A 19,990-nucleotide genomic window follows, 5' to 3' on the forward strand; every position below is an offset into this window, starting at 1 on the left:
TCGCGTTCCCTCTCCTCAGGCGCCGTCGTTGATGGTGGCCTTGGGGACGGCGCTGCCGCCGACTCCGTAGGAGTCGAGGATCTTCCGGTAGCCCCCGTCGTCGATCAGCTTCTGGAGCGCCACCTGGACGGCGTCCCGCAGACCGCTCCGGTCCTTCGCCACGGCGATGCCCCACGGCGCGGCGCCGTACTGGGTCGGCAGCGCCTCATAGGTCCCCTTCTCCTTCGCGAACAGCGCGGCCACGGGGTAGTCCACGATGGTCGCCACGGCGCGTCCGCTGTCGAGTTGGAGCAGCCCGGTGGGGGCGTCCTCGCTCTGCGAGATGCGCATCTTCTCGGCGCACTTCGCGTTCTGCTTCTGGCCGATGTCGAGGTTGGAGCTGCCCTTGGCGAGGACGACCGACTTCCCGCAGAGGTCTTCCAGGGTCTTGATGCCCTCCGGGTTGCCCTTCTTGGTCATGATCACGCCGCCGGTGCGGAAGTAGTCGACGAAGTCCACGGCCTGCCGGCGCTCGGGGCTGTCCGTCATCGACGACATGACCAGGTCGAACCGTCCGGACTTCAGCCCCGGGATCAGTCCGTCGAAGGCGGCGTTGGTCAGTTCGAGCTTGAGTCCGAGGCCGTCGGCGACGGCCCGGGCGAGGTCTGGGTCGACGCCGGTCAGCTCGGTCGTGCCCGGCTTGTACATCTCCATGGGCGGGTAGCCGACCGCGGTGGCCACCCGCAGCACGCCCTTCTTCTTGACGTCCGGCGGCAGCAGGTCGGTGGCGCTCTTGCCCACGGCGGCGGGCCCTCCTGCGCTGGAGGTGCTCCCCTGGTCGGAGCGTCCGCAGGAGACGGTCACGAGAGCGGCGAGGGCGAGGGCCGCGAGGGAGCCGGCGCGTCTCCGGATTGCCATGGGTACTCCTCGTGTTGCCGGGCACGTCGCCGTGCGTGTTTCCACGCCCGGTGACGTGCACGGTGGGGTGACGGGTGACGTCTTGACGACGTGCGCAGATGCTGGCAGTCGGGTGGCTCGAAACGGAAGATGATGAAGCCATTCACGGCTGAGCATCGAAATCGGTACGGCTCGTGGCCGCGCCGCAACGTCACCCGTCACCCAGGCCCCGTCACCCCATCCGGCTACGGCGTAGCCCGGCGCAGTTCCTTCGCCAGCCGGCTGATCGCAGAGGGGTTGCGCGGGCTCTCCACGAGGTCGACGTAGTCCAGGACGACGAAGCGCTCGTTCTTGATCGCGGACACCTGGGCAAGCGGGGCGTACGACAGCAGGTACCGCTTCTTCTCCTCGGCGCTGACGTTCCCGTAGTTGTTGATGACGATCACCTCGGGGTCGCGCTCCACGACGGTCTCCCAGCCGACCGCGGTCCAGCTGTCCTTGAGGTCCTTCATCACGTGGTCGCCGCCGGCGCGGGTGATGATGTCGTGCGGGCCCGCGTAGGCGCCGGAGGTGAAGGGCTTGTCCCGGCCGTCGTCGTAGAGGAAGACCCGGGGTCGGTCGGCGCCGCGGAGCGCCGTGGCCTCGGCGTCCGCGACCTCCTTGCGGAACGTCGCCACCAGTTCCTTCGCGCGCTCCTCCACGTCGAAGACCTTCCCCAGGTTCAGCAGGTCGGTGTAGAGCGCCTCCAGCGGCGGCATCACGCCCCGGGCCTTGGTGCGTCCGCTGCGGCACGACTCGCTCAGTACGTACGAGTCGACGCCGAGCTCCTTCAGCTTGGCCGGGGTGAAGCCCTCGCCCTCGTCGAAGCCGTAGTTCCAGCCGGCGAACACCAGGTCGGCCCGTGCGTCCAGCACCAGTTCCTTGTTGATCCGCTTCTTGGACAGCCAGGTGGTGCGTTCGTAGCCGTCCTTCCACGGGACCTGGTGCACCGAGCCCTTGTTGTCCGGCATCACGAAGCCGGCCATCCGCTCCTCCAGGCCGAGCGCGAACATGATCTCGGTGATGCCGACGTCGTTGGTGACGACCCGCTCGGGGGCCTTGGTGAAGGTCCGGCGCTCGCCGCAGTTCTCCACGGTGACGGGGTAGTGGCCGCGCGCTCCGGCGTCCCGGTCCCTCTCGCTCTTCTCGACGGTCGCTCCGCAGCCGCTGAGGACCGCCATGGCCGTCAGCATCAGCGTCGGGGTGCGCAGGGCACGGGGGAGGAACAGCACGGTGGGGTCTCCTTGGGTGCGGGGGGCGCGAGAGCGCGAGGGGGAGGAGGCAGGAGGTCAGGGGGCGGGGTCTTCGCTCGGCAGCCGGTCGAAGAGGAGTTGCACCGCACCCGACGCGGGGTGGCGGACCCGGTGGGCCCGGACGCCGAACACCTTCGCGAGCAGATCGGCGGTCAGGACTTCCTGCGGCGGCCCGTCGGCGACGATCCGGCCGCGGTCGATCACGTACAGGACGTCGCAGTACGCCGCCGCGAGGTTGAGGTCGTGCAGTGCGGTGAGGACCGTGAGTCCGCTCTCCCGCACCAGCGGCAGGACCTCCAACTGCTGGGCGATGTCCAGGTGGTTGGTCGGCTCGTCGAGGACGAGGACGCGGGGCCTCTGGGCCAGTGCCCGGGCGATCAGCACCCGCTGCTTCTCTCCCCCCGACAGGGTCAGGAATCCGCGGTCCGCCAGGTGGGCGGCGCCCACCGCGGCCAGCGCGGCGCGACAGGCCGCCCGGTCGTCGGCGGTGGTCCTGGCCGCGGCGCGCTGGTGCGGCAGTCGGCCCATGGCCACCACTTCCCCGGCCGTGAAGTCGAACTCCCCGACGGTCTCCTGAGGCAGTGCGGCCACCCGCCGCGCTCCCTCGCGCGGGCTGAGGGAGTGCAGGTCGTCGCCGTCCAGCCGGACGGTGCCGGTGGAGGGTCGCAGGGCCCGGTAGGCGCAGCGCAGCAGGGTTGACTTGCCGCTGCCGTTGGGGCCGACGAGGCCCACCAGTCGGCCGCTGTCGGCGTGCAGGCTGACGTCGCGGACCAGGCGCGCTCCGTTCACGGTGACGGTCAGGTCGTCGATGTCCACGTTCATGCCCGGCCTCCGAACGCGTAGCCGCGGCGGCGCATCAGCACGACGAAGCACGGGACGCCGATCACCGCCGTCAGCACGCCCACCGGGAGTTCGGTGGGGGCGAGCAGCACCCGGGACAGGACGTCCACCCAGACCAGCATGACGGCGCCCACCAGCGGGGCGAGGAGCAGCACCCTGCGGTGGTCGGCGCCGACGAGCATCCGTACGGCGTGCGGGACCATCAGCCCGACGAAGCCGATGGCGCCGCTGACGGCGACGACCGCGCCGGTCACGGCCGCGCACACGACGAAGAGCTCCCGGCGCAGCCGGTCGGGGTCGACGCCGAGCGCGGCGCAGGTCTCGTCGCCCATGGCGAGGGCGTTCAACCGGCGTGCGGAGAGCCCGAGGTGGACGAGTCCGGCGAGGACGGCGCCGGCGGCGATGGGCACCGCGTCCCAGTTGGCGCCGCCGAGGCTGCCGAGCAGCCACATCACGGCCGAGCGTGCGGCCTCGCCGTGTTCGGCGGCGAAGACCATGAAGGTGGTGATCGCCGAGAAGCCGTAGTACAGGGCGGTGCCGGTCAGGACGAGCCGGACGGGGGTGAGTCCCCCGGCGCTGCCGGCGATCGCGTACACCAGGGCCATCGCCAGCAGGGCCGAGACGAAGGCCGCGGTGGACAGGGCCCAGACCCCGAGGGCGCCGAAGGCGCCGAAGATGAGGACGGCGTTCGCGCCGACGGAGGCGCCGGATGATATGCCGAGGACGAAGGGGTCGGCGAGGGCGTTGCGCACCATGGCCTGGACGGCGACGCCCGTCGCGGCGAGGCCGGCGCCGACCACGGCGGCCAACACGGCGCGCGGGAAGCGCAGTTCCCAGACGATGGTGTACTCGGGGATCTGCTCGGGCGTGATGGTGCCACCGGTCAGCCCGGCCCACAGGTGCGACACGGCGCGGCCCCAGCCGATGCCGGACGCACCGATGGCGACGGCGCAGACCAGGGAGAGCGGCAGGGCGAGGGCGACTGCCAAGAGCAGGGGAAGCAGCGGCACGCGTCGTTGGGTCGGCGGTGTCGCCCCGGGCGGCGGGGGCCCGTCGCGTTCGGTCGGCGGGGGTGCCGGATTCCGTTCGGTGCGTACGGCCACGAGCGGGGCCTCTTTCGGCTCGGGCCGTGCACCCGGAGGAGCGGCACGGGGCAGCCGGGCCGGGCATCCTCTCGCAGTCCACGGCGAGTTGACAGGATCGTGTGCCGCCGTGGGTGATCGGGCTCACGCCGTCCCTGGCCGGGACGGCGTCTACCGTTGCGGGTCAGCGCCGGATTTCGACCGGACTTCCCCCACAGGGCGCAGGGCAGCGTAACCCGTCGGCGCGCCGGGTGACTTCCGTGGCCGTGATCGAGGCCGCCGGAGTAGATCCGGGGTCGGGGCGGCCGGTGAGGGTCCTTCGGGCGACAACGGCGACTCCCCCGTGGTCGGCCACGGGGGAGTCAGTCGAGAGGTGTCGGGGCGGGCCCTGCCTACGCTCCCACGTCCCGTTGCCGGGCGCGGACCAGGCCCGCGGCCGTCAGCAAGGCGCCGATCAACAGCAGCCACACCAGGGGGCCCGCCGTCACGTCGCCGCCGGGCACCCGTGGCACGTGCGTGAACGGCGAGAGGTCGAGCAGGCTCTGGTCGAACTCCAGCGCCTGGCCGAACTGGCCCAGCATGAAGCAGACCGCCAGCGCACCCCAGCCAGCCACGGCGGCCACCCGGGGCAGCAGGCCGAACAGGGCCAGCGTGAGACCGGTCAGGATCCACACGGCCGGCAGCTGGACCAGCGCGGCGCCCAGCAGCGACGCCGTGCGCCCGCCCACGTCGGAGACGTTCGCGCCGTGCACCACGCCGGCCGACAGGCCCGCGACGGCCAGCACCACGGCCGGCCCGACCAGGGCGAACACCAGGTGGGATGCGACCCAGGGCAGCCGGCCGGCGCCCGACGCCAGCAGGTACTCACCGCGGGAGGACTCCTCTTCGCGGCGCAGCCGGAGCACCGCCTGCACCCCGTACCCGGCGGCGATCAGGCCCACCAGGCTCATCATCGACGCGATGAAGGAGTCGACCATCCCCTGCTGTCCGCCGATCCGGGCGAAGACGTCCTGGAGTTGTTCGTTGTCCTTCAGGATGTCGCCCACTCCTTCGGCCAGCCCGCCGAAGACCACGCCGAGCAGGACGAACGCGGCCGTCCAGCCGGCGAGCAGGGTGCGGTGCAGCCGCCAGGCCAGCCCGAACGGGCCGCGCAGTCCTGGAGCGGCTTCGGGAGGTCCGAGGCGAGCCGCCAGCAGTCCGGCGCCCACGTCGCGCCGGGCGGACACCGCCATCGCGACGGCCAGCACCCCGGCGGTGAACACCGCGAACAGCAGCAGCACCCACCAGCGGTTCGCCCCGAAGGCGCCCATCTCCGTCCGCCAGCCCAGCGGGGACAGCCAGTTGAGCCAGTTCAGTCCGCTGTCCTCACCGCTGGAGTCCGCGGCGATGCGGATCAGCAGGAACGCCCCCATGGCGCCGATGCCGATGCCGCGGGCCGTCCCGGCGTTCTCCGTGACCTGTGCCGCCAGCGCGCCGACCGCGGCGAAGGCACAGCCCACGGCCGCGAATCCGAGGCCGAGGGCGAGCGAACCCGCGCCGGGGAGGTCCTGGCCGACCACCGCGCCGACGAGGAATCCCACGACGAGGTTGGCCACGGCGGTCACCGACACCGCGGCGGCCAGCGGTGCGTGCCGGCCGCACACGCCCGCGCTGAGCAGTTCGCGCCGCCCCGCCTGCTCCTCCGTCCGGGTGTGCCGGATCACCGTGAGCACGCTCACCAGGGCGACGAAGATCGGCACCAGGCCGAGCCGCTGGGCGACGATCCCGCCCAACCCGGAGTCCGTCAGGGGCCCGTACAGGGCCAGGAACGTCGGGTTCGTACTGCTGGTCTCCACGTACTCCGTGCGGTCGGCCGCCGTCGGGTACTGGTCCTGCAAGGTCGTGGCGAGACTCGCCGAGATCAACACGAGCCAGAGCATCCAGGCCAGCATCAGCCACCGGTCCCGACGCAGGACCAGCCGCACCAACCTGCCCGTACCGACGAACGCGGTCACCTCGCCGCCCCCACGCCCACGCCATCGTTGCCGCCGCTGTCCCGGGCGGTGGCGTAGTGCCGCAGGAAGAGGTCCTCCAGCGTCGGCGGCTGGCTCACCAGGCTCCGCAGCTCCAGCGAGACCAGGTAGTCCAGGACTCCGCCCAGCATGTCGGTGTCCACCTCGCAGCGCACCCGGTCACCGTCGAGCTGCAGCCCGTGCACCCCCGCCAGGCCCCCCAGCCCTTCGGGCGGCTGTCGCACCACGGCGTCGATGGAGGTACGCGTCAGGTGCCGCATCTCCGCCAGCGTGCCGGTCTCCACCCGGCGCCCGGCGCGGATGATGCTCACCCGTTCGCACAGCACCTCGACCTCCGAGAGGATGTGGCTGGAGAGCAGCACCGTGCGGCCCGCGTCGCGGGCCTCGATGACGCACTGCCGGAACACCTCCTCCATCAGGGGGTCCAGGCCGGACGTCGGCTCGTCGAGGAGCAGCAGGTCCGCGTCGGAAGCGAGGGCCGCCACCAGGGCGACCTTCTGCCGGTTGCCCTTGGAGTAGGTGCGCGCCTTCTTCTTCGGGTCCAGTTGGAACCGGTCCATCAGCTCCGTCTTGCGCGCCTTGTTCAGACCGCCGCGCATCCGGCCTAACAGGTCGATGACCTCGCCGCCGGAGAGACCCGGCCACAGGTTCACGTCGCCGGGGACGTAGGCGATCCGCCGGTGCAGCTGCGTCGCGTCCGCCCACGGGTCTCCGCCCAGCAGCCGTACGTCGCCGGCATCGGTGCGCATCAGTCCCAGCAGGATCCTGATCGTGGTCGACTTGCCCGCGCCGTTGGGCCCGAGGAAGCCGTGGACCTCGCCGGTGGCCACGCTCAAGTCGAGGCCGTCCAGCGCGCGGGTCGGGCCGAACTGCTTCACCAGCCCGGTCACCGCAATGGCATCAGACATGGCAGCGTCCTTCAATCATGGAGGGTGTCTTCCTGTACTTGTCGCTTACTCGTCGCTCATCGGGGGGACGGGAGGTCGCCCGCGTCGGCGGACGGCTGCTCGGCTCCCGTGCCGTGGTCGTCGGCGGGTGCCGCGCCCTCGGCGCCGACGAGCAGTTGGGTGTAGATGTCGTGCATCGCCAGTTCGAGCGTCTTGTCGACGTCGGCGGAGAAGATGTCCACTCCCATGGCGCGGGAGAGGTGCTCGTGGAAGGCCGCGACGCCCAGGGACTGGGCGACCATCAGCGCCGCGCGGGTCCGGCGGTCGGCCCGGGGCGGCTGCGCCCGCTGGACGTCGGTCAGCTCCAGCCACCGTTCCAGGGTCTTCACCATCTCGTCGAACATCGGCACCGCGACGGACGCGCCGTCGCGCAGGGCGTTCACCAGATAGCGCTGGAAGGGGTCCAGCGCGTGCCGGTCGGCCACGCTGACGGGTCCGCCCTCCGCCTGGTCCTCCCGCTCCGACGTCTGGTCGTTGAAGCGTTGGAAGGCCCGCAGGACGTACGCGTCACAGGCGTCCCGCAGATCCTCCTTGGACCCGAAGTGGTGCCGGACGAGTCCGGGTGACACGCCCGCGGTGCGCGCGATCTCACGGATCGTCGCCTTCGCGAACCCCGCCTCGGTGAAGTGCTTCAGGGCCGCGTCCCTGATGCGGGCGCGGGCCGTGAGGTCTTCGGGCTCCGGCTCCGGTCTGCCGATCCCGCGCTGGGTACCGCGCTCGGCGGTGTCGTCCCGCGCTCCATCCATGCGTTGCTCCCACTCACACGTATCGCTCGCTGTACATCCAAGTTGCCTGCTGCACAGCGGTACAGGTGACTGTACTCATGTATAGCCACTGCGCAAGCGGACGGCGCGTCAAGACGCCGACAAGATGCCGAAGCGCGCTCCGCGGGCGCCGGAGGACCGGCTGCGACCTCGGACTTTAGCCATCCGTTGCCGCGGCTTCGGGCAGCCCTGAGTGGGTCTGACTAGACAGATGTGCCCTGCCGCGCGCAGTCCAGCGCCCATTGGAGGAACGCGATGACGTCCCCGTCAGCTCCACTGCCGACCAGCGACCAGGTGACCGACTACTACAGCGCGCTGGGGCCGCTGTTGCGGATGGCGTGGGGCGACAACCTCCACTTCGGCTATTGGGAGGGCGCGTCGGATCGGAGTTCACCGCAGGAGGCGACGGATCGGTTCACGGACGTGTTGACGGAGCGGTTGGGCGTCGGAGCCGGGAGCCGCGTGTTGGACGCGGGGTGTGGGATCGGCAGTCCGGCGGTGCGGGTGGCGTCGTCGACGGGGGCCGAGGTGTGGGGCGTGACGATCAGTCAGCAGCAGGTGGGCCAGGCGGTGGAGTTGGCGGAGCGGGTCGGATTGTCGGGGCGGGTGCGGTTCGCGTTGCGGGACGCGATGGAGACTGGGTACGAGACGGAGTCGTTCGACGCGGTGTTGGCGTTCGAGTCGATCGTGCACATGGATCGTCCGCGGGCGTTGCGGGAGTGGAAGCGGGTCCTCAAGCCCGGCGGACGCATCGTCCTCACCGACACCTTCCCAATGGACGGGGCCGTCCGACGGCCCGGTGACACCGTCGGCGACGTCGCTTCGATGGCGACCCTGGAGGACTATCCGCGCCTGCTGTCGGACGCGGGCCTCGAACTGGTGGAACTGACGGACGTCACCGAGCACACCAAGTTCACCTTCACCCGGGTGCTGGACGGGATCCTGCGGTGCCGCAAGGACTTCGAGCGGGAGCACGGCATGACGGTCGAGGAGGTGCTGAACGCGATGAAGCCCGCCCATCCGCAGGCGTCCCAGGCCGCCGGGTTCGGTGCTCCCCCGCAGGTCGGCTGCCTCGTCGCGGTCGCCCGGAAGCCGGCGTCGGCCGCTGCCGGCGCGCGCTAGGCAGCGGACGCCGTCATGAAGGGCATCATTCTCGCGGGCGGCAGCGGCACCCGACTGCAGCCGCTGACCCTGGTCAGCTCCAAGCAGCTGGCACCCGTCTACGACAAGCCGATGATCTACTACCCGCTGTCCATCCTGATGTTCACCGGGATCCGGGACGTCCTGATCATCACCCGCCCGGGGGAACTGGCCGCGTTCCGTCGACTGCTGGGCGACGGCGAAGCGCTCGGGATGTCGATCTCGTACGCGGTGCAGGACGAGCCCCGCGGCATCGCGGACGCCTTCCTCGTGGGCGCCGACCACATCGGCGGCGAGCCCTGCGCCCTGGTGCTGGGCGACAACCTCTTCCACGGCGCGGACCTGCCGTCGCTGCTGCGGCGCAGCGTGCAGCGGCTGGACGGCTGCGTGCTCTTCGGCCACCAGGTGGCCGACCCCGAGCGCTACGGCGTGGCCGAGATCGACCAGGAAGGGCGCCTGGTGTCGATCGAGGAGAAGCCGGAGAAGCCCAAGTCGAACCTGGCGGTGCCGGGGCTGTACTTCTTCGACGACCGGGTGGTGGACGTCGCCCGCGACGTCCGCCCGTCGGACCGGGGCGAGCTGGAGGTCACCGACGTCCTGCGGACCTATCTGGAGCAGGGCCGGGCCCGGCTGGTGTGGTTGGGGCGCGGGGTGACGTGGCTGGACACCGGCACCCACGAGACGCTGCTGGAGGCGGGCGAGTTCGTCCGCCACGTACAGCGCCACCAGGGCATGCGGATCGCCTGCCTGGAGGAGATCGCCCTGATCATGGGCTTCATCGGCGTCGAGGAGTGCTACGAGCTGGGGGCGGCGCTCGGCCACTCGCCCTACGGCCGGTACGTGATGGACCGCGCCCGCGCGTACCTGCCGGAACGGGCGCTGGCGAAGATGCTGGAGGAAGCGTGAACCTTCTGGTGACCGGGGCCGCCGGCTTCATCGGCTCGACGTACGTGCGGATGCTGCTGTCGAGCGAGCTGCCGGGGATCGGGGTGTCGCGCGTGACGGTGCTGGACAAGCTCACGTACGCCGGTTCGCGGCAGAACCTGGACCTGACGGATCCGCGGCTGCGGTTCGTCGAGGGCGACATCTGCGACGCGGGCCTGGTGGACGCCCTGATGGCGCGGACCGCGCAGGTGGTGCACTTCGCGGCCGAGTCGCACGTGGACCGGTCGATCACCGACCCGGGGGCGTTCGTGCGCACCAACGCCCTGGGCACCCAGACCCTGTTGGACGCGGCGCTGCGGCACGGCGTGGAGCGGTTCGTCCACGTGTCGACGGACGAGGTCTACGGGTCCGTGGAGAGCGGCTCGTCCTCGGAGGTCGACCCGCTGGATCCGAACTCCCCGTACGCGGCGTCGAAGGCGTCGTCGGACCTGATCGCGCTGGCGTACTTCCGCACCCACGGGCTGGACGTGCGGGTGACGCGGTGCAGCAACAACTACGGCCCGCGGCAGTTCCCGGAGAAGGTCGTGCCGCTGTTCGTCACCCGGCTGCTGGACGGCGGCCGGGTGCCGCTGTACGGCGACGGGCTGAACGTGCGCGACTGGCTGCACGTGAGCGACCACTGCCGGGCCGTGGAGCTGGTGCGGACCGGGGGGCGGGCCGGCGAGGTGTACAACGTGGACGGCGGCGTCGAGCTGACCAACCGCGAGCTGACGAAGCGGCTGCTCGCGGCGTGCGGAAGGGAGTGGGACAGCGTGGACTTCGTGCCGGACCGCAAGGGGCACGACCGGCGGTACGCGATCGACGGCGGCAAGCTCCGCAGCGAGCTCGGCTACCGGCCGGTCGTCGACTTCGACGACGGCTTGGCGTCGACGGTGGACTGGTACCGGGCCAACCGTGCCTGGTGGGAGCCGCGGCGGGTGGCCGCGTGAGCGCCGCGCAGCAGGGGGCGCCGCTGCGTTTCGGGGTGCTGGGCTGCGCCGACATCGCCTGGCGCCGGATGCTGCCCGTGCTGAGCGCCGCGCCCGACGTCGAGGTGGTGGCGGTCGCCAGCCGGGAGCTAGCGAAGGCGCAGCGGTTCACGGCCCGCTTCGGTGGCCGCGCCGTCGAGGGGTACGAGGCGCTGCTGGCGGCTCGGGACGTGGACGCGGTGTACGTGCCGCTGCCGGCGATGTTGCACGCCGAGTGGGTGGCGCGGGCGCTGCGGGCGGGCAAGCACGTGCTGGTCGAGAAGCCGCTGACCGGCACTGCGGCCGAGACGGTGCGGCTGCTGGAGTCGGCGTCGGCCCGGGGGCTGGTGCTGGTGGAGAACGTGGCGTTTCCGCACCACGCGCTGCACGCGGACGTGACGGACCGGCTGGCGCGCGGGGCGATCGGGCGGCTGCGGGGCTTCGGTGCGGCGTTCACGATCCCACCGCTGCCGCCGTCCAACGTCCGTCATCTGCCGAAGGTGGGGGGCGGGGCGCTGTTGGACATCGGGATCTATCCGGTGCGGGCGGCGCTGGAGTTCTGCGGCCCGGACCTCGAAGTGGTGGGCGCGGTGCTGCGGGAGCACGGGCGGACGGGTGCGGTCGTCTCGGGCCGGGTGCTGTTGGCGACCTCGCAGGGGGTGACGGCGGACCTGTTCTTCGGGATGGAGCACTCGTACCGGAACGCGTACGAGTTCGCCGGGAGCGCGGGGCGGCTGTCGGTCGACCGGGTGTTCACCCCGCCGCCGTCGTACCGGCCGGTGGTGCGGATCGAGCGGCAGGACCACTGCGAGGAGTTCGTGGTGTCGGCGGGCGACCAGTTCGCGGCCGTCGTCGCCCGGTTCGCGGCGGCGGTGCGCTCGGGCGGCGACGCGGGAGGGCTGGCGGAGGCGAGCGTGCGGCAGGCGCGGCTGGTGACCGCGATCGAGGAGGAGGCGGTGCGGGTCACGGTGTGACGGGCACCGCCCGCGCGTACGGTTTCGGCCCGTGGCCGCGAAGCGGTCACGGGCTTCCTGCAGTCATGGCGTTGAGGCAGGTGAGCAGGGTCCGGGCCTGGACGCTGACGTGGTGTCCGTAGCGGGCGAGGTCGGACAGCTGTGCGTGGGTGAGCCACTGGAAGCCCGGCGGCGCTTGGCGCGGGGCCCGGCTCTCGTCGGCTTCGACCACCAGGTAGCGGCTGACGGAGTCGAGGAACCGGCCGCCTTCCTCCGAGTGCCGGACGTCGTAGCGCACCTTCGCCGGGTCGGGGTCGAGCACCAGGTCGAGGAAGGGCGGGCGTCGTTCGGGCGGCAGGTGGGCATGGTTGCCGGGGGTGCACTGCACGGTGGGGCCGACCTCGGCGGTGTCGAGGAGGCCGCCTTCGGGGCGGGCGGCGGCCAGTACGTGGGGCACTCCGTCGAAGGAGCGGGTGAGGAAGGCGACGACGCCTTCGCCGCGGGGTGCGAACAGGGGTTGCGTCCACTGGGCCACTTCGCGGTTGCCCGCCTGGACGGCCACGGCGACCACGGCGAAGAACCGTCCGTCGGCGCGGTGCACGGCGCGGTCGTCATGGGTCCAGTCGGGGACGGTGGCCAGCGGGGTGCGGTCGGCGCGGACGGTGTGCCGTGCGCGTTCCCTGGCGAGCCAGGACAGGACGGCGGTGTCGGGGTGCAGGGCGTGGCTGCGGCGCGGTCCGGGCAGTCCGGCGAGCACGGACCGGGCGTCCATGTTGACCACGTTGTCCTGGTGCAGGAGGGCGGCGAGTTGGCCGAGGGTGAGCCAGCGGAAGTCGTCGTGCGGCGGCACGTCGCCCGTCACTTCGACGACCATGTTGCGGTTGCGCTTGTGCAGGAACCAGGAGCCGTGTTCGGACTGGAGGACGTCGGACAGGATCCGGCCCCTGCCCGGTTCGACGAAGTACTCCAGGTGGCGCACGGCCGCGCCGCGGTGGACCTTGGAGTAGTTGGAGCGGGTGGCCTGTACCGTCGGCGAGAGCTGGAGCAGGTTGGGGTTGCCAGGCTCCATCTTGGCCTGCATCAGGAAGTGCAGCACCCCGTCGATCTCCTTGGCGAGGATGCCGAGGATGCCGACTTCGGGTTGGACCAGGACCGGCTGGTGCCACTGGGTCCAGGGGTCGTCGTCCGTCTGGCGGCGCACGTGCAGCCCTTCGACGGTGAAGAACCGGCCGCTGCGGTGCACCAGGTTCCCGGTGTCCTCGTGGAAGGACCAGGCGTCGAGTTCGGCGAAGGGGACGCGCTCGACGGCGAACCGGATGGCGGCGCGCCGTTCGTCCAGCCAGCCGTGTACGTCGTCGACGGCGCCGTAGCGGGCCCGGCGCGGCCCGGCGGCTGCGGAGCGGGCGATTCGGGTGGCCAGGTCGGCGTCCTCGCGGGGCCGGAGCGGGGGCCCGGCGGCGGCCTGCGCGGTGGCGGTCACCGGTGGGCTCCGACGAACTCGGTGACGGTGGCCACCACGTAGTCGATCATCTCGTCGGTGAGGCCGGGGTAGACGCCGATCCAGAAGGTCTGTTCGGTGATGACGTCGCTGTTGGCGAGGGAGCCGACGACCCGGTGCGGGCGGTCGAGGTAGGCGGGGTGGCGGGTGAGGTTCCCGGCGAACAGCCGGCGGGTGCCGATCTTCCGGGACTCCAGGAAGTTCACCAGCTCCGCCCGGCCGTAGGGCGCTTCGGGGGCGACGGTGATGGCGAACCCGAACCAACTGGGGTCGCTGCGCGGGGTGGGCTCGGGGAGGATCAGCCCGGGCAGGCCGTCCAGCCCTTCGCGCAGCCGACGCCAGTTGCGCCGCCGCACGGCGCAGAACTCGTCGAGCTTGGCGAGTTGGCTGAGGCCGAGGGCGGCTTGGAGGTCGGTGCCCTTCAGGTTGTATCCGACGTGGGAGAAGATGTACTTGTGGTCGTACCCGGCGGGCAGGGTGCCCATCTGGTAGCCGAAGCGCTTGCGGCAGGTGTCGTTCTCGCCCGGTTCGCACCAGCAGTCGCGCCCCCAGTCCCGTAGGGACTCCACGATCCGGGCGAGCACCAGGTTCGAGGTGAGGACGCAGCCGCCCTCGCCCATGGTCAGGTGGTGCGCCGGGTAGAAGCTGACGGTGGCGAGGTCGCCGAAGGTGCCGGTGAGCTGTCCGTCGTAGGTGGAGCCGACGGCGTCGCAGTTGTCCTCGACGAGCATCAGGCCGTGTTCTTCGCAGAGTTGCGCGACCTCCGCCGCCTGGTAGGGGTTGCCGAGGGTGTGCGCCATGACGACGGCCCTGGTACGCGGTCCGACGGCGGCTGCGACGCGCTCGACGGTGGTGTTGTACGTGCGCAGGTCCACGTCGACGAAGACGGGGACGAGGCCGTTTTGCAGGATCGGGTTGACGGTGGTGGGGAAGCCAGCGGCGACGGTGATGACCTCGTCGCCGGGGTTCAGCCGCTGCTCGCCGAGCAGGGGGGAGGTGAGCGCGGAGACGGCCAGCAGGTTCGCCGACGAGCCGGAGTTGGTGAGGTGGGCCTTGCGGAGCTTGAGGGTGCGGGCGAAGGTCCGCTCGAACTCGCGCGACGAGCGGCCCGCGGCGATCCGCATGTCGAGGGCGGCTTCGACGAGCGCGGCGCGGTCGTCCTCGTCGAGGACCGCGCCGGAGGGCCAGATCTCGGTGACGCCGGGCACGAAGCCGCTCCGTGCCGCCTGGGTGTCCTGGTGGTGCTTGCGGACCTCGTCGAGGATCCGCGCGACCCGTTCCGTCATGAACTTCCTTCCCTGAGGAAGTCGGCGAGCGACTCCGGTAGCGAGCGGTGCGGCGTCCAGTCGAGGAGCCGGCGGGCGCGGCTGACGTCGAGGCGGAGCCAGGGCGCGTCCGAGCGGGTGCCCTGCGCGGCCCGTTCCTCCACGATGCGCAGGGGTCGGCCGCCGAGCTCGATCAGCAGGTCGACGAGGTCGCGCACGGGCACGGCCCGGCCGCTGCCGACGTTGACGACCCGGCCGGTGGCGGATCCGTCCGCGCGGGCGGCGGCCACCGCGGCGTCGGCGACGTCCCGGACGTCGACCAGGTCGCGGTGGGCGCGCAGCGGGGCGAGGCGGAGTTCGGTGCGGCCGGCGGCGAGGTGGGCGGCGACGATGCCGGGCAGGCTGTTCGGGGGCGCGCCGGGGCCGCAGGCCACGGAGATCCGTAGCACGACGGCGTCGAGGTCCCGTTCGTCCGCGGCCCGCAGCACGGCCCGGGTGCCGGCGAGCTTGGTGCGGCCGTAGGGGGTGTTCGGGGCCGGCGGGTGGTCCTCGTCGGTGACGGCGCCCGGTTCGGCCGGCCCGTACTCGTAGGCGCTGCCGAGTTGTACCAGCCGTGGCCGTTGTCCGGGCAGGTCGGCGAGGGCCCGTACGAGCCTTTCCACCAGGTGGGTGTTGGCGTCGGCCATCTGCTGCTCGCTGCCGCCCCAGACGGCGCCGGCCGCGTTCACCACGGTGTCCGCCCCCGTGCACAGCCGGGCCAGTTCCGCGGTGTCGGCGGCGAGCAGGTCCAGGGGGTGGTGGCGCACGCCGCCCGGGGCCGGCCCTGCGCTGCGGGAGACGGCTGCGACGTCGGCGCCCGTGGCGGCGAAGGCCGCGCACACGTGTCGGCCCAGGAATCCGGTGCCGCCGAGCACGACGACGGCGGTGGCCGCCATCGCTACTGGCCGCCGCCGTTCTTGTAGAGGGCCTGCCAGAAGTAGCTCCAGGGGATGCCGCGCGCTTCGGCGACGCACTCCCAGTCGGGGCCGGGGGTGTACGCGGCGACGTAGTCGGGCACGACCTCGGCCACGGCCGCGCTGTCGAAGATGTCGATGACCTTCCGCAGCGGGCCGGTCTGCAGCGCCATCTGTACGGCTTCGCTGCCCTTGAAGTGGCCGTCGAGGCTCTTGTCGAGGAACTTGCCGACGGGGTTCTTCACGTAGAAGGCGCGGCACTTCCCGGCGATGAGGTCGAGGTATTCGCGGACGGTGGCCGGCGTCATCTCGGTGAAGGAGTGGATGTTGACGCACAGGTCGTACGGGGGCGCCTGCTCCACCACGTCGATGTCCTCGACCTCCACGAACCGCACCTTGGCGAACTGCTCGTCGTCCAGCACTTCGCGCAGGTAGGCGCGGCTGAGCTGCATCGTGTTCGGGAGGTCGACGATGCAGTACTCGGCGAGGTCGTGGTTGGACAGCAGGGCGTGGCAGGTGCGGCCGTACCCGGCGCCGATCTCCATGACGCGGGCGCCGTCGAGGGTGAGCTGCCGTTCGATGAAGCCGATTTCCAGCACGGCCTGGAGGTAGTCCAGGCAGATGGACTCGCCGTTCAGCCGCACCGCGAGCGGGTTGCCGAACTCGCGGTTCCGGATCCGTCGCAGCCGGGCCCAGTCCTCCTCGTCGAGCCGTTCGGCGAAGTCGTACACCAGCGTCTTGAGGTAGCGGACGCCGTTCGCCTCCGGGTTCCACAGCGCGATGTTGTAGTTGCGGCTGTCGGACTTGAAGTCGGTGAGGTCCCCGGCCACGTCCTCGGTGACCCAGTGTTCGGTGATCCGTTCCCACTGCGGGCTCGCCTGAAGGTTGCGCACCATGTCGTCTGTCTCCTCCGAAACGTTCGCGTGGGATCCGGTCGCGCCCGTCACCCTCGCCGAACCCGCTAAAGGTGACCTAAGAGGAGGGCGACGCCGCCCGCCGGCCCCGCCCGGTCGCCGTCCGCCATCAGGGCCGGGTTAGCCGCTCTTTAGCCGCCGCCCGGAAAGTGAGCCGTCTGGACCGTCAGCTGGCGATCATGGAGTCGGACGTGAACTTTCGGGAATCGGGCCACGAGCGAGCGGGACGGGCCGGCCATGGCGAGTGAGGAAGCGAAGCTCCTCGACTACCTCAAGCGCGTCACCGCCGACCTCCGCTCCACGCAGCGCCGGCTGCAGGACGTCGAAGCCGCCGCCCGGGAGCCGGTCGCCGTCATCGGGATGGCGTGCCGCTTCCCCGGCGGCGTGACCTCGCCGGAGGAGCTGTGGGAGCTGGTCGCGAACGGCCGGGACGGCGTGCGCGGCTTCCCCACCGACCGGAACTGGGACCTGGCGGCGCTGTACGACCCCGACCCGGACCACCCGGGCACCAGCTACACCGACCAGGGGGGCTTCCTGGACGACGTCGCCGGGTTCGACGCGGCGTTCTTCGGGATCAGTCCGCGCGAGGCGCTCGGCATGGCGCCGCAGCAGCGGCTCGCGCTGGAGGCGTCGTGGGAGGCCGTCGAGCACGCGGGCATCGACCCGCGGACGCTGCGCGGCAGCCGGACGGCCACCTTCATCGGCTGTGACCACCTGGACTACTACGCCGACCCGTCCCAGGTGCCCGACGGCTCCGCCGGGTACTTCACCGTCGGCAACACGGCCAGCGTGGTGTCCGGCCGGATCGCCTATCTGCTGGGGCTGGAGGGCGCCGCCGTCACGGTCGACACGGCCTGCTCGTCCGCCCTGGTCGCGCTGCACCTGGCCTGCCAGTCGCTGCGCCGCGCGGAGTCGTCCATGGCGCTGGCGGGCGGCGTCGCCGTCATCTCGTCGTCCGGGCCGTTCGTCGGCTTCGCCGACCTCGGGGCGCTCGCCCCGGACGGCAGGTCCAGGGCGTTCTCCGCCGACGCCAACGGGATGACGATGTCGGAGGGCGTCGGCGTGCTGCTGTTGGAGCGGCTGTCGGACGCTCGGCGCAACGGGCACCGGGTGCTCGGTGTCATCCGTGGCTCGGCGATCAACCAGGACGGCACCAGCAACGGGCTGACCGCGCCCAACGGGCCGGCGCAGCAGCGGGTCATCGCCGAGGCACTGGCGGACGCGCGGCTGACGACGGCCGACGTCGACGCGGTCGAGGCGCACGGCACCGGCACCCCGCTCGGTGACCCGATCGAGGCGCAGGCGCTGCTGGCGACGTACGGGCAGGGCCGCCCGGAGGGGAGGCCGCTGCTGCTCGGCTCGGTGAAGTCGAACATCGGGCACGCGCAGATGGCGGCGGGGGCCGCCGGGGTCATCAAGATGGTGCTGGCGATGCAGCACGGCGTGCTACCGAAGTCGCTGCACATCACCGAGCCCTCCCGCGAGGTGGACTGGGGTTCCGGCGCCATCGACCTGCTGACGGAGCACACGCCGTGGCCGCGCGGGGAGCGCCCGCGCCGTGCCGGGGTGTCGTCGTTCGGGATCTCCGGCACCAATGCCCACGTCGTCCTCGAAGAGGCACCGGAGCAGGACGGGGACGACGGGGGCGGGAGCGAGGGCGAGGGCGGGACGGATGCCGCCGCCGTGCCGTGGGCGCTGTCCGGGCGCACCGCGGACGCCCTGCGCGACCAGGCGCGGCGCCTGGCCGCGCACCTCGCGACCGGGGCGGGCTCGGAGTTCGGTGCGGCTGAGGTGGGGTGGTCGTTGGCGGGAACGCGGTCGGTGTTCGAGCACCGGGCGGTGGTGGTGGGTGCGGACCGCGGTGCGTTGTTGGCGGGACTTGAGGAGTTGGCGGCGGGGCGTGGCCATCCGAGTGTGGTGACGGGGCAGGGGCCGGCGGCGCATGCGGGTCGGACGGTGTTTTTGTTGAGTGGGCAGGGTTCGCAGCGGGTGGGGATGGGTGCGGGGTTGTATGCGCGGTTCCCGGTGTTTGCTGCTGTGTTCGATGAGGTGTGTGCCGCGTTGGATGCCCACCTTGAGCATCCGCTTCGGGAGGTGGTTTTTGAGGGGGAGCCGGCGGGTTTGCTGGACCACACCACATACACCCAGGCGGGTCTGTTCGCCCTGCAGGTCGCTTTGGCACGACTGTTGGAGTCGGTGGGGGTACGGCCCGATGTTGTGGTGGGTCATTCGATCGGGGAGGTTGCTGCCGCGCATGTGGCGGGGGTGTTCGATCTGGGGGATGCGTGCCGTCTGGTTGCGGCCCGCGCCACGTTGATGGGTTCCCTGCCTGAGGGCGGGGCGATGACCGCGATCGAAGCGAGCGCCGATGAACTCGCCAACGATCTAGCCGCGTTTGAAGGCTTGAGTATTGCTGCTCTGAACACGCCGACGAGCACGGTGATCTCAGGGCCCACGGCCCAGGTGGCTGCGGTCGCTGGGGTGTGGTCGGGCAAGGGGCGGAAGACGAAGGCGCTCACGGTGAGCCATGCCTTCCACTCCGTCCTGATGGAACCCATGCTGGAAGACTTCGAGCAGCAGATCTCCTCCCTCACCTTCCACCAGCCGACACTTCCACTGATCAGCAACCTCACAGGGGAGCCGGCTGGTCCGGAGATCGCCACACCGGCGTACTGGGCCCGACACATCCGCCAACCCGTCCACTTCGCCCCCGCTATCACCCACCTCGCACCCGACACCGGCGTCTTCCTCGAACTCGGCCCCGACCCCGTCCTGGCCACCGCAACCCAGCACACGCTCCAACACCTGCGGGTGGCCGATACCCGTGACGACGGCGTGGAGCCATTGGCCGCGGCGGTGTTGACCCGCAAGCGGTCCGACGTCATCGGGCTCGTGCAGGCGCTGGCCCGGATCCACACCTTCGGTGTCGACGTCGACTGGGCGGCCTTCATCGGGGACGGCGAGCGCCGCCCGCGCGCCGTTCCGCTGCCCACGTACGCCTTCCAGCACCAGCGGTTCTGGTTGGCGCCGCCCGCGGGGCCCGGCGTCGGCGGCGCGGGCGAGGGCGCCGACGAGGCCGCCCTGTGGCAGGCCGTCGAGGACGGCGACGTCGAGGCCCTGACCGCCACCCTCCGCTTGAGCGACGGCGGTTCGGAGGTCGACGTTCTACGGCCGGCGCTGCCGATCCTGTCCGCGTGGCGCCGCCAACGCCGCGAACAGGCCCTCCAGGACTCCTGGCGCTACGAGATCTCCTGGCCCGCGCTCGCCCCCGGCACCGCCACTGCTGTCGCGCCCGCGCTGAGCGGGACCTGGTTGGTCGTCGTACCCGCTGGTCACGCGGACAACCCGGCCGTGCGAGCAGCAGTCCAGGCCCTTCAGGAGCACGGCGCTGCCGCCCGCGTCGAGACCGTCGATCTCACAGACGTCGATCGTGCCGCGCTCGCCCGTCTCACCAGTCTGCGCGCAGCGGCGGCTGGCGGCGATGCGCCGGCTGGTGTGCTGAGCCTGCTGGCGCTTGAGGAGTCGGCCCACCCGGACCATCAGGCCGTGCCGGCGGGGCTGA

Annotated in this window: 16 protein-coding genes and 1 riboswitch; of the genes, 5 read left to right on the forward strand and 11 right to left on the reverse strand. The window is 71.6% G+C overall.

Annotated elements, in window-relative coordinates:
- Positions 1 to 15: 15 nt before the first annotated feature.
- The 7 genes from ABZ842_RS17825 to ABZ842_RS17855 all read right to left on the reverse strand — a co-directional run bounded on the left by ABZ842_RS17825 (position 16) and on the right by ABZ842_RS17855 (position 7,795).
- On the reverse strand, positions 16 to 897 hold the full coding sequence (locus ABZ842_RS17825; RefSeq protein WP_361537626.1) for an ABC transporter substrate-binding protein: 882 nt from the start codon (positions 895 to 897) through the stop codon (positions 16 to 18).
- Between the two features lie 224 nt (positions 898 to 1,121).
- Entirely contained in the window at positions 1,122 to 2,096 is a 975-nt protein-coding gene (locus ABZ842_RS17830; protein WP_361537647.1) for an ABC transporter substrate-binding protein, read from the reverse strand.
- Between the two features lie 108 nt (positions 2,097 to 2,204).
- Entirely contained in the window at positions 2,205 to 2,990 is a 786-nt protein-coding gene (locus tag ABZ842_RS17835; protein WP_361537627.1) for an ABC transporter ATP-binding protein, read from the reverse strand.
- Positions 2,987 to 4,018 carry an iron ABC transporter permease gene (locus ABZ842_RS17840; protein ID WP_361537628.1) on the reverse strand — a complete coding sequence of 344 codons (1,032 nt, stop codon included), beginning with the start codon at positions 4,016 to 4,018 and terminating at the stop codon, positions 2,987 to 2,989. The genes ABZ842_RS17835 and ABZ842_RS17840 overlap by 4 nt, the downstream gene beginning before the upstream one ends.
- Before the next feature lie 204 nt (positions 4,019 to 4,222).
- Positions 4,223 to 4,303: riboswitch (cobalamin riboswitch) on the reverse strand.
- Positions 4,304 to 4,482: 179 nt separating this feature from the next.
- Positions 4,483 to 6,084, reverse strand: a complete 1,602-nt coding sequence (locus ABZ842_RS17845; RefSeq protein ID WP_361537629.1) for an ABC transporter permease — start codon at positions 6,082 to 6,084, stop codon at positions 4,483 to 4,485.
- Complete coding sequence (locus tag ABZ842_RS17850; RefSeq protein WP_361537630.1) at positions 6,081 to 7,010, reverse strand: ABC transporter ATP-binding protein; 930 nt, start codon at positions 7,008 to 7,010, stop codon at positions 6,081 to 6,083. The genes ABZ842_RS17845 and ABZ842_RS17850 overlap by 4 nt, the downstream gene beginning before the upstream one ends.
- A 56-nt stretch (positions 7,011 to 7,066) precedes the next feature.
- The gene (locus ABZ842_RS17855; protein WP_361537631.1) at positions 7,067 to 7,795 is read right to left on the reverse strand and encodes a helix-turn-helix domain-containing protein; all 729 of its coding nucleotides are present in this window, start codon (positions 7,793 to 7,795) and stop codon (positions 7,067 to 7,069) included.
- A gap of 273 nt (positions 7,796 to 8,068) precedes the next feature.
- On the opposite strand from ABZ842_RS17855, the gene ABZ842_RS17860 reads away from it, so the two are divergent.
- Genes ABZ842_RS17860 through ABZ842_RS17875 form a run of 4 tightly spaced genes read left to right on the forward strand, consistent with a single transcriptional unit; the run spans position 8,069 to position 11,819 of the window.
- Complete coding sequence (locus tag ABZ842_RS17860; RefSeq protein ID WP_361537632.1) at positions 8,069 to 8,935, forward strand: methyltransferase domain-containing protein; 867 nt, start codon at positions 8,069 to 8,071, stop codon at positions 8,933 to 8,935.
- Positions 8,936 to 8,950: 15 nt separating this feature from the next.
- A complete protein-coding gene (gene rfbA / locus ABZ842_RS17865) occupies positions 8,951 to 9,859 on the forward strand; it encodes a glucose-1-phosphate thymidylyltransferase RfbA (RefSeq protein WP_361537633.1) in 909 nt (302 codons plus the stop codon).
- Complete coding sequence (rfbB, locus tag ABZ842_RS17870) at positions 9,856 to 10,827, forward strand: dTDP-glucose 4,6-dehydratase (RefSeq protein ID WP_361537634.1); 972 nt, start codon at positions 9,856 to 9,858, stop codon at positions 10,825 to 10,827. Before rfbA ends, rfbB begins: the two co-directional genes overlap by 4 nt.
- A complete protein-coding gene (locus ABZ842_RS17875) occupies positions 10,824 to 11,819 on the forward strand; it encodes a Gfo/Idh/MocA family oxidoreductase (RefSeq protein ID WP_361537635.1) in 996 nt (331 codons plus the stop codon). Before rfbB ends, ABZ842_RS17875 begins: the two co-directional genes overlap by 4 nt.
- 46 nt (positions 11,820 to 11,865) lie before the next feature.
- Here ABZ842_RS17875 and ABZ842_RS17880 read toward each other — a convergent pair whose 3' ends face one another.
- From ABZ842_RS17880 to ABZ842_RS17895, 4 genes are read right to left on the reverse strand one after another with little or no spacing between them, the layout of a single operon-like run.
- Positions 11,866 to 13,278, reverse strand: coding sequence for an NDP-hexose 2,3-dehydratase family protein (locus tag ABZ842_RS17880; RefSeq protein WP_361537636.1), 1,413 nt, complete (start codon positions 13,276 to 13,278; stop codon positions 11,866 to 11,868).
- Positions 13,275 to 14,582, reverse strand: coding sequence for a lipopolysaccharide biosynthesis protein RfbH (gene rfbH, locus ABZ842_RS17885; protein WP_361537637.1), 1,308 nt, complete (start codon positions 14,580 to 14,582; stop codon positions 13,275 to 13,277). Before rfbH ends, ABZ842_RS17880 begins: the two co-directional genes overlap by 4 nt.
- Complete coding sequence (locus ABZ842_RS17890; protein ID WP_361537638.1) at positions 14,579 to 15,496, reverse strand: NAD(P)-dependent oxidoreductase; 918 nt, start codon at positions 15,494 to 15,496, stop codon at positions 14,579 to 14,581. Before ABZ842_RS17890 ends, rfbH begins: the two co-directional genes overlap by 4 nt.
- Before the next feature lie 2 nt (positions 15,497 to 15,498).
- Entirely contained in the window at positions 15,499 to 16,410 is a 912-nt protein-coding gene (locus ABZ842_RS17895) for a putative sugar O-methyltransferase (RefSeq protein WP_361537639.1), read from the reverse strand.
- 255 nt (positions 16,411 to 16,665) lie between these two features.
- Between ABZ842_RS17895 and ABZ842_RS17900 the strand changes: the two genes are divergently transcribed.
- The coding region (locus tag ABZ842_RS17900; protein ID WP_361537640.1) for a beta-ketoacyl synthase N-terminal-like domain-containing protein at positions 16,666 to 19,990 on the forward strand (3,325 nt) is incomplete at its 3' end.

The organism is Streptomyces sp. NPDC047315, assembly GCF_040643215.1.
In the GTDB taxonomy this organism is placed as follows: Bacteria; Actinomycetota; Actinomycetes; order Streptomycetales; family Streptomycetaceae; genus Streptomyces.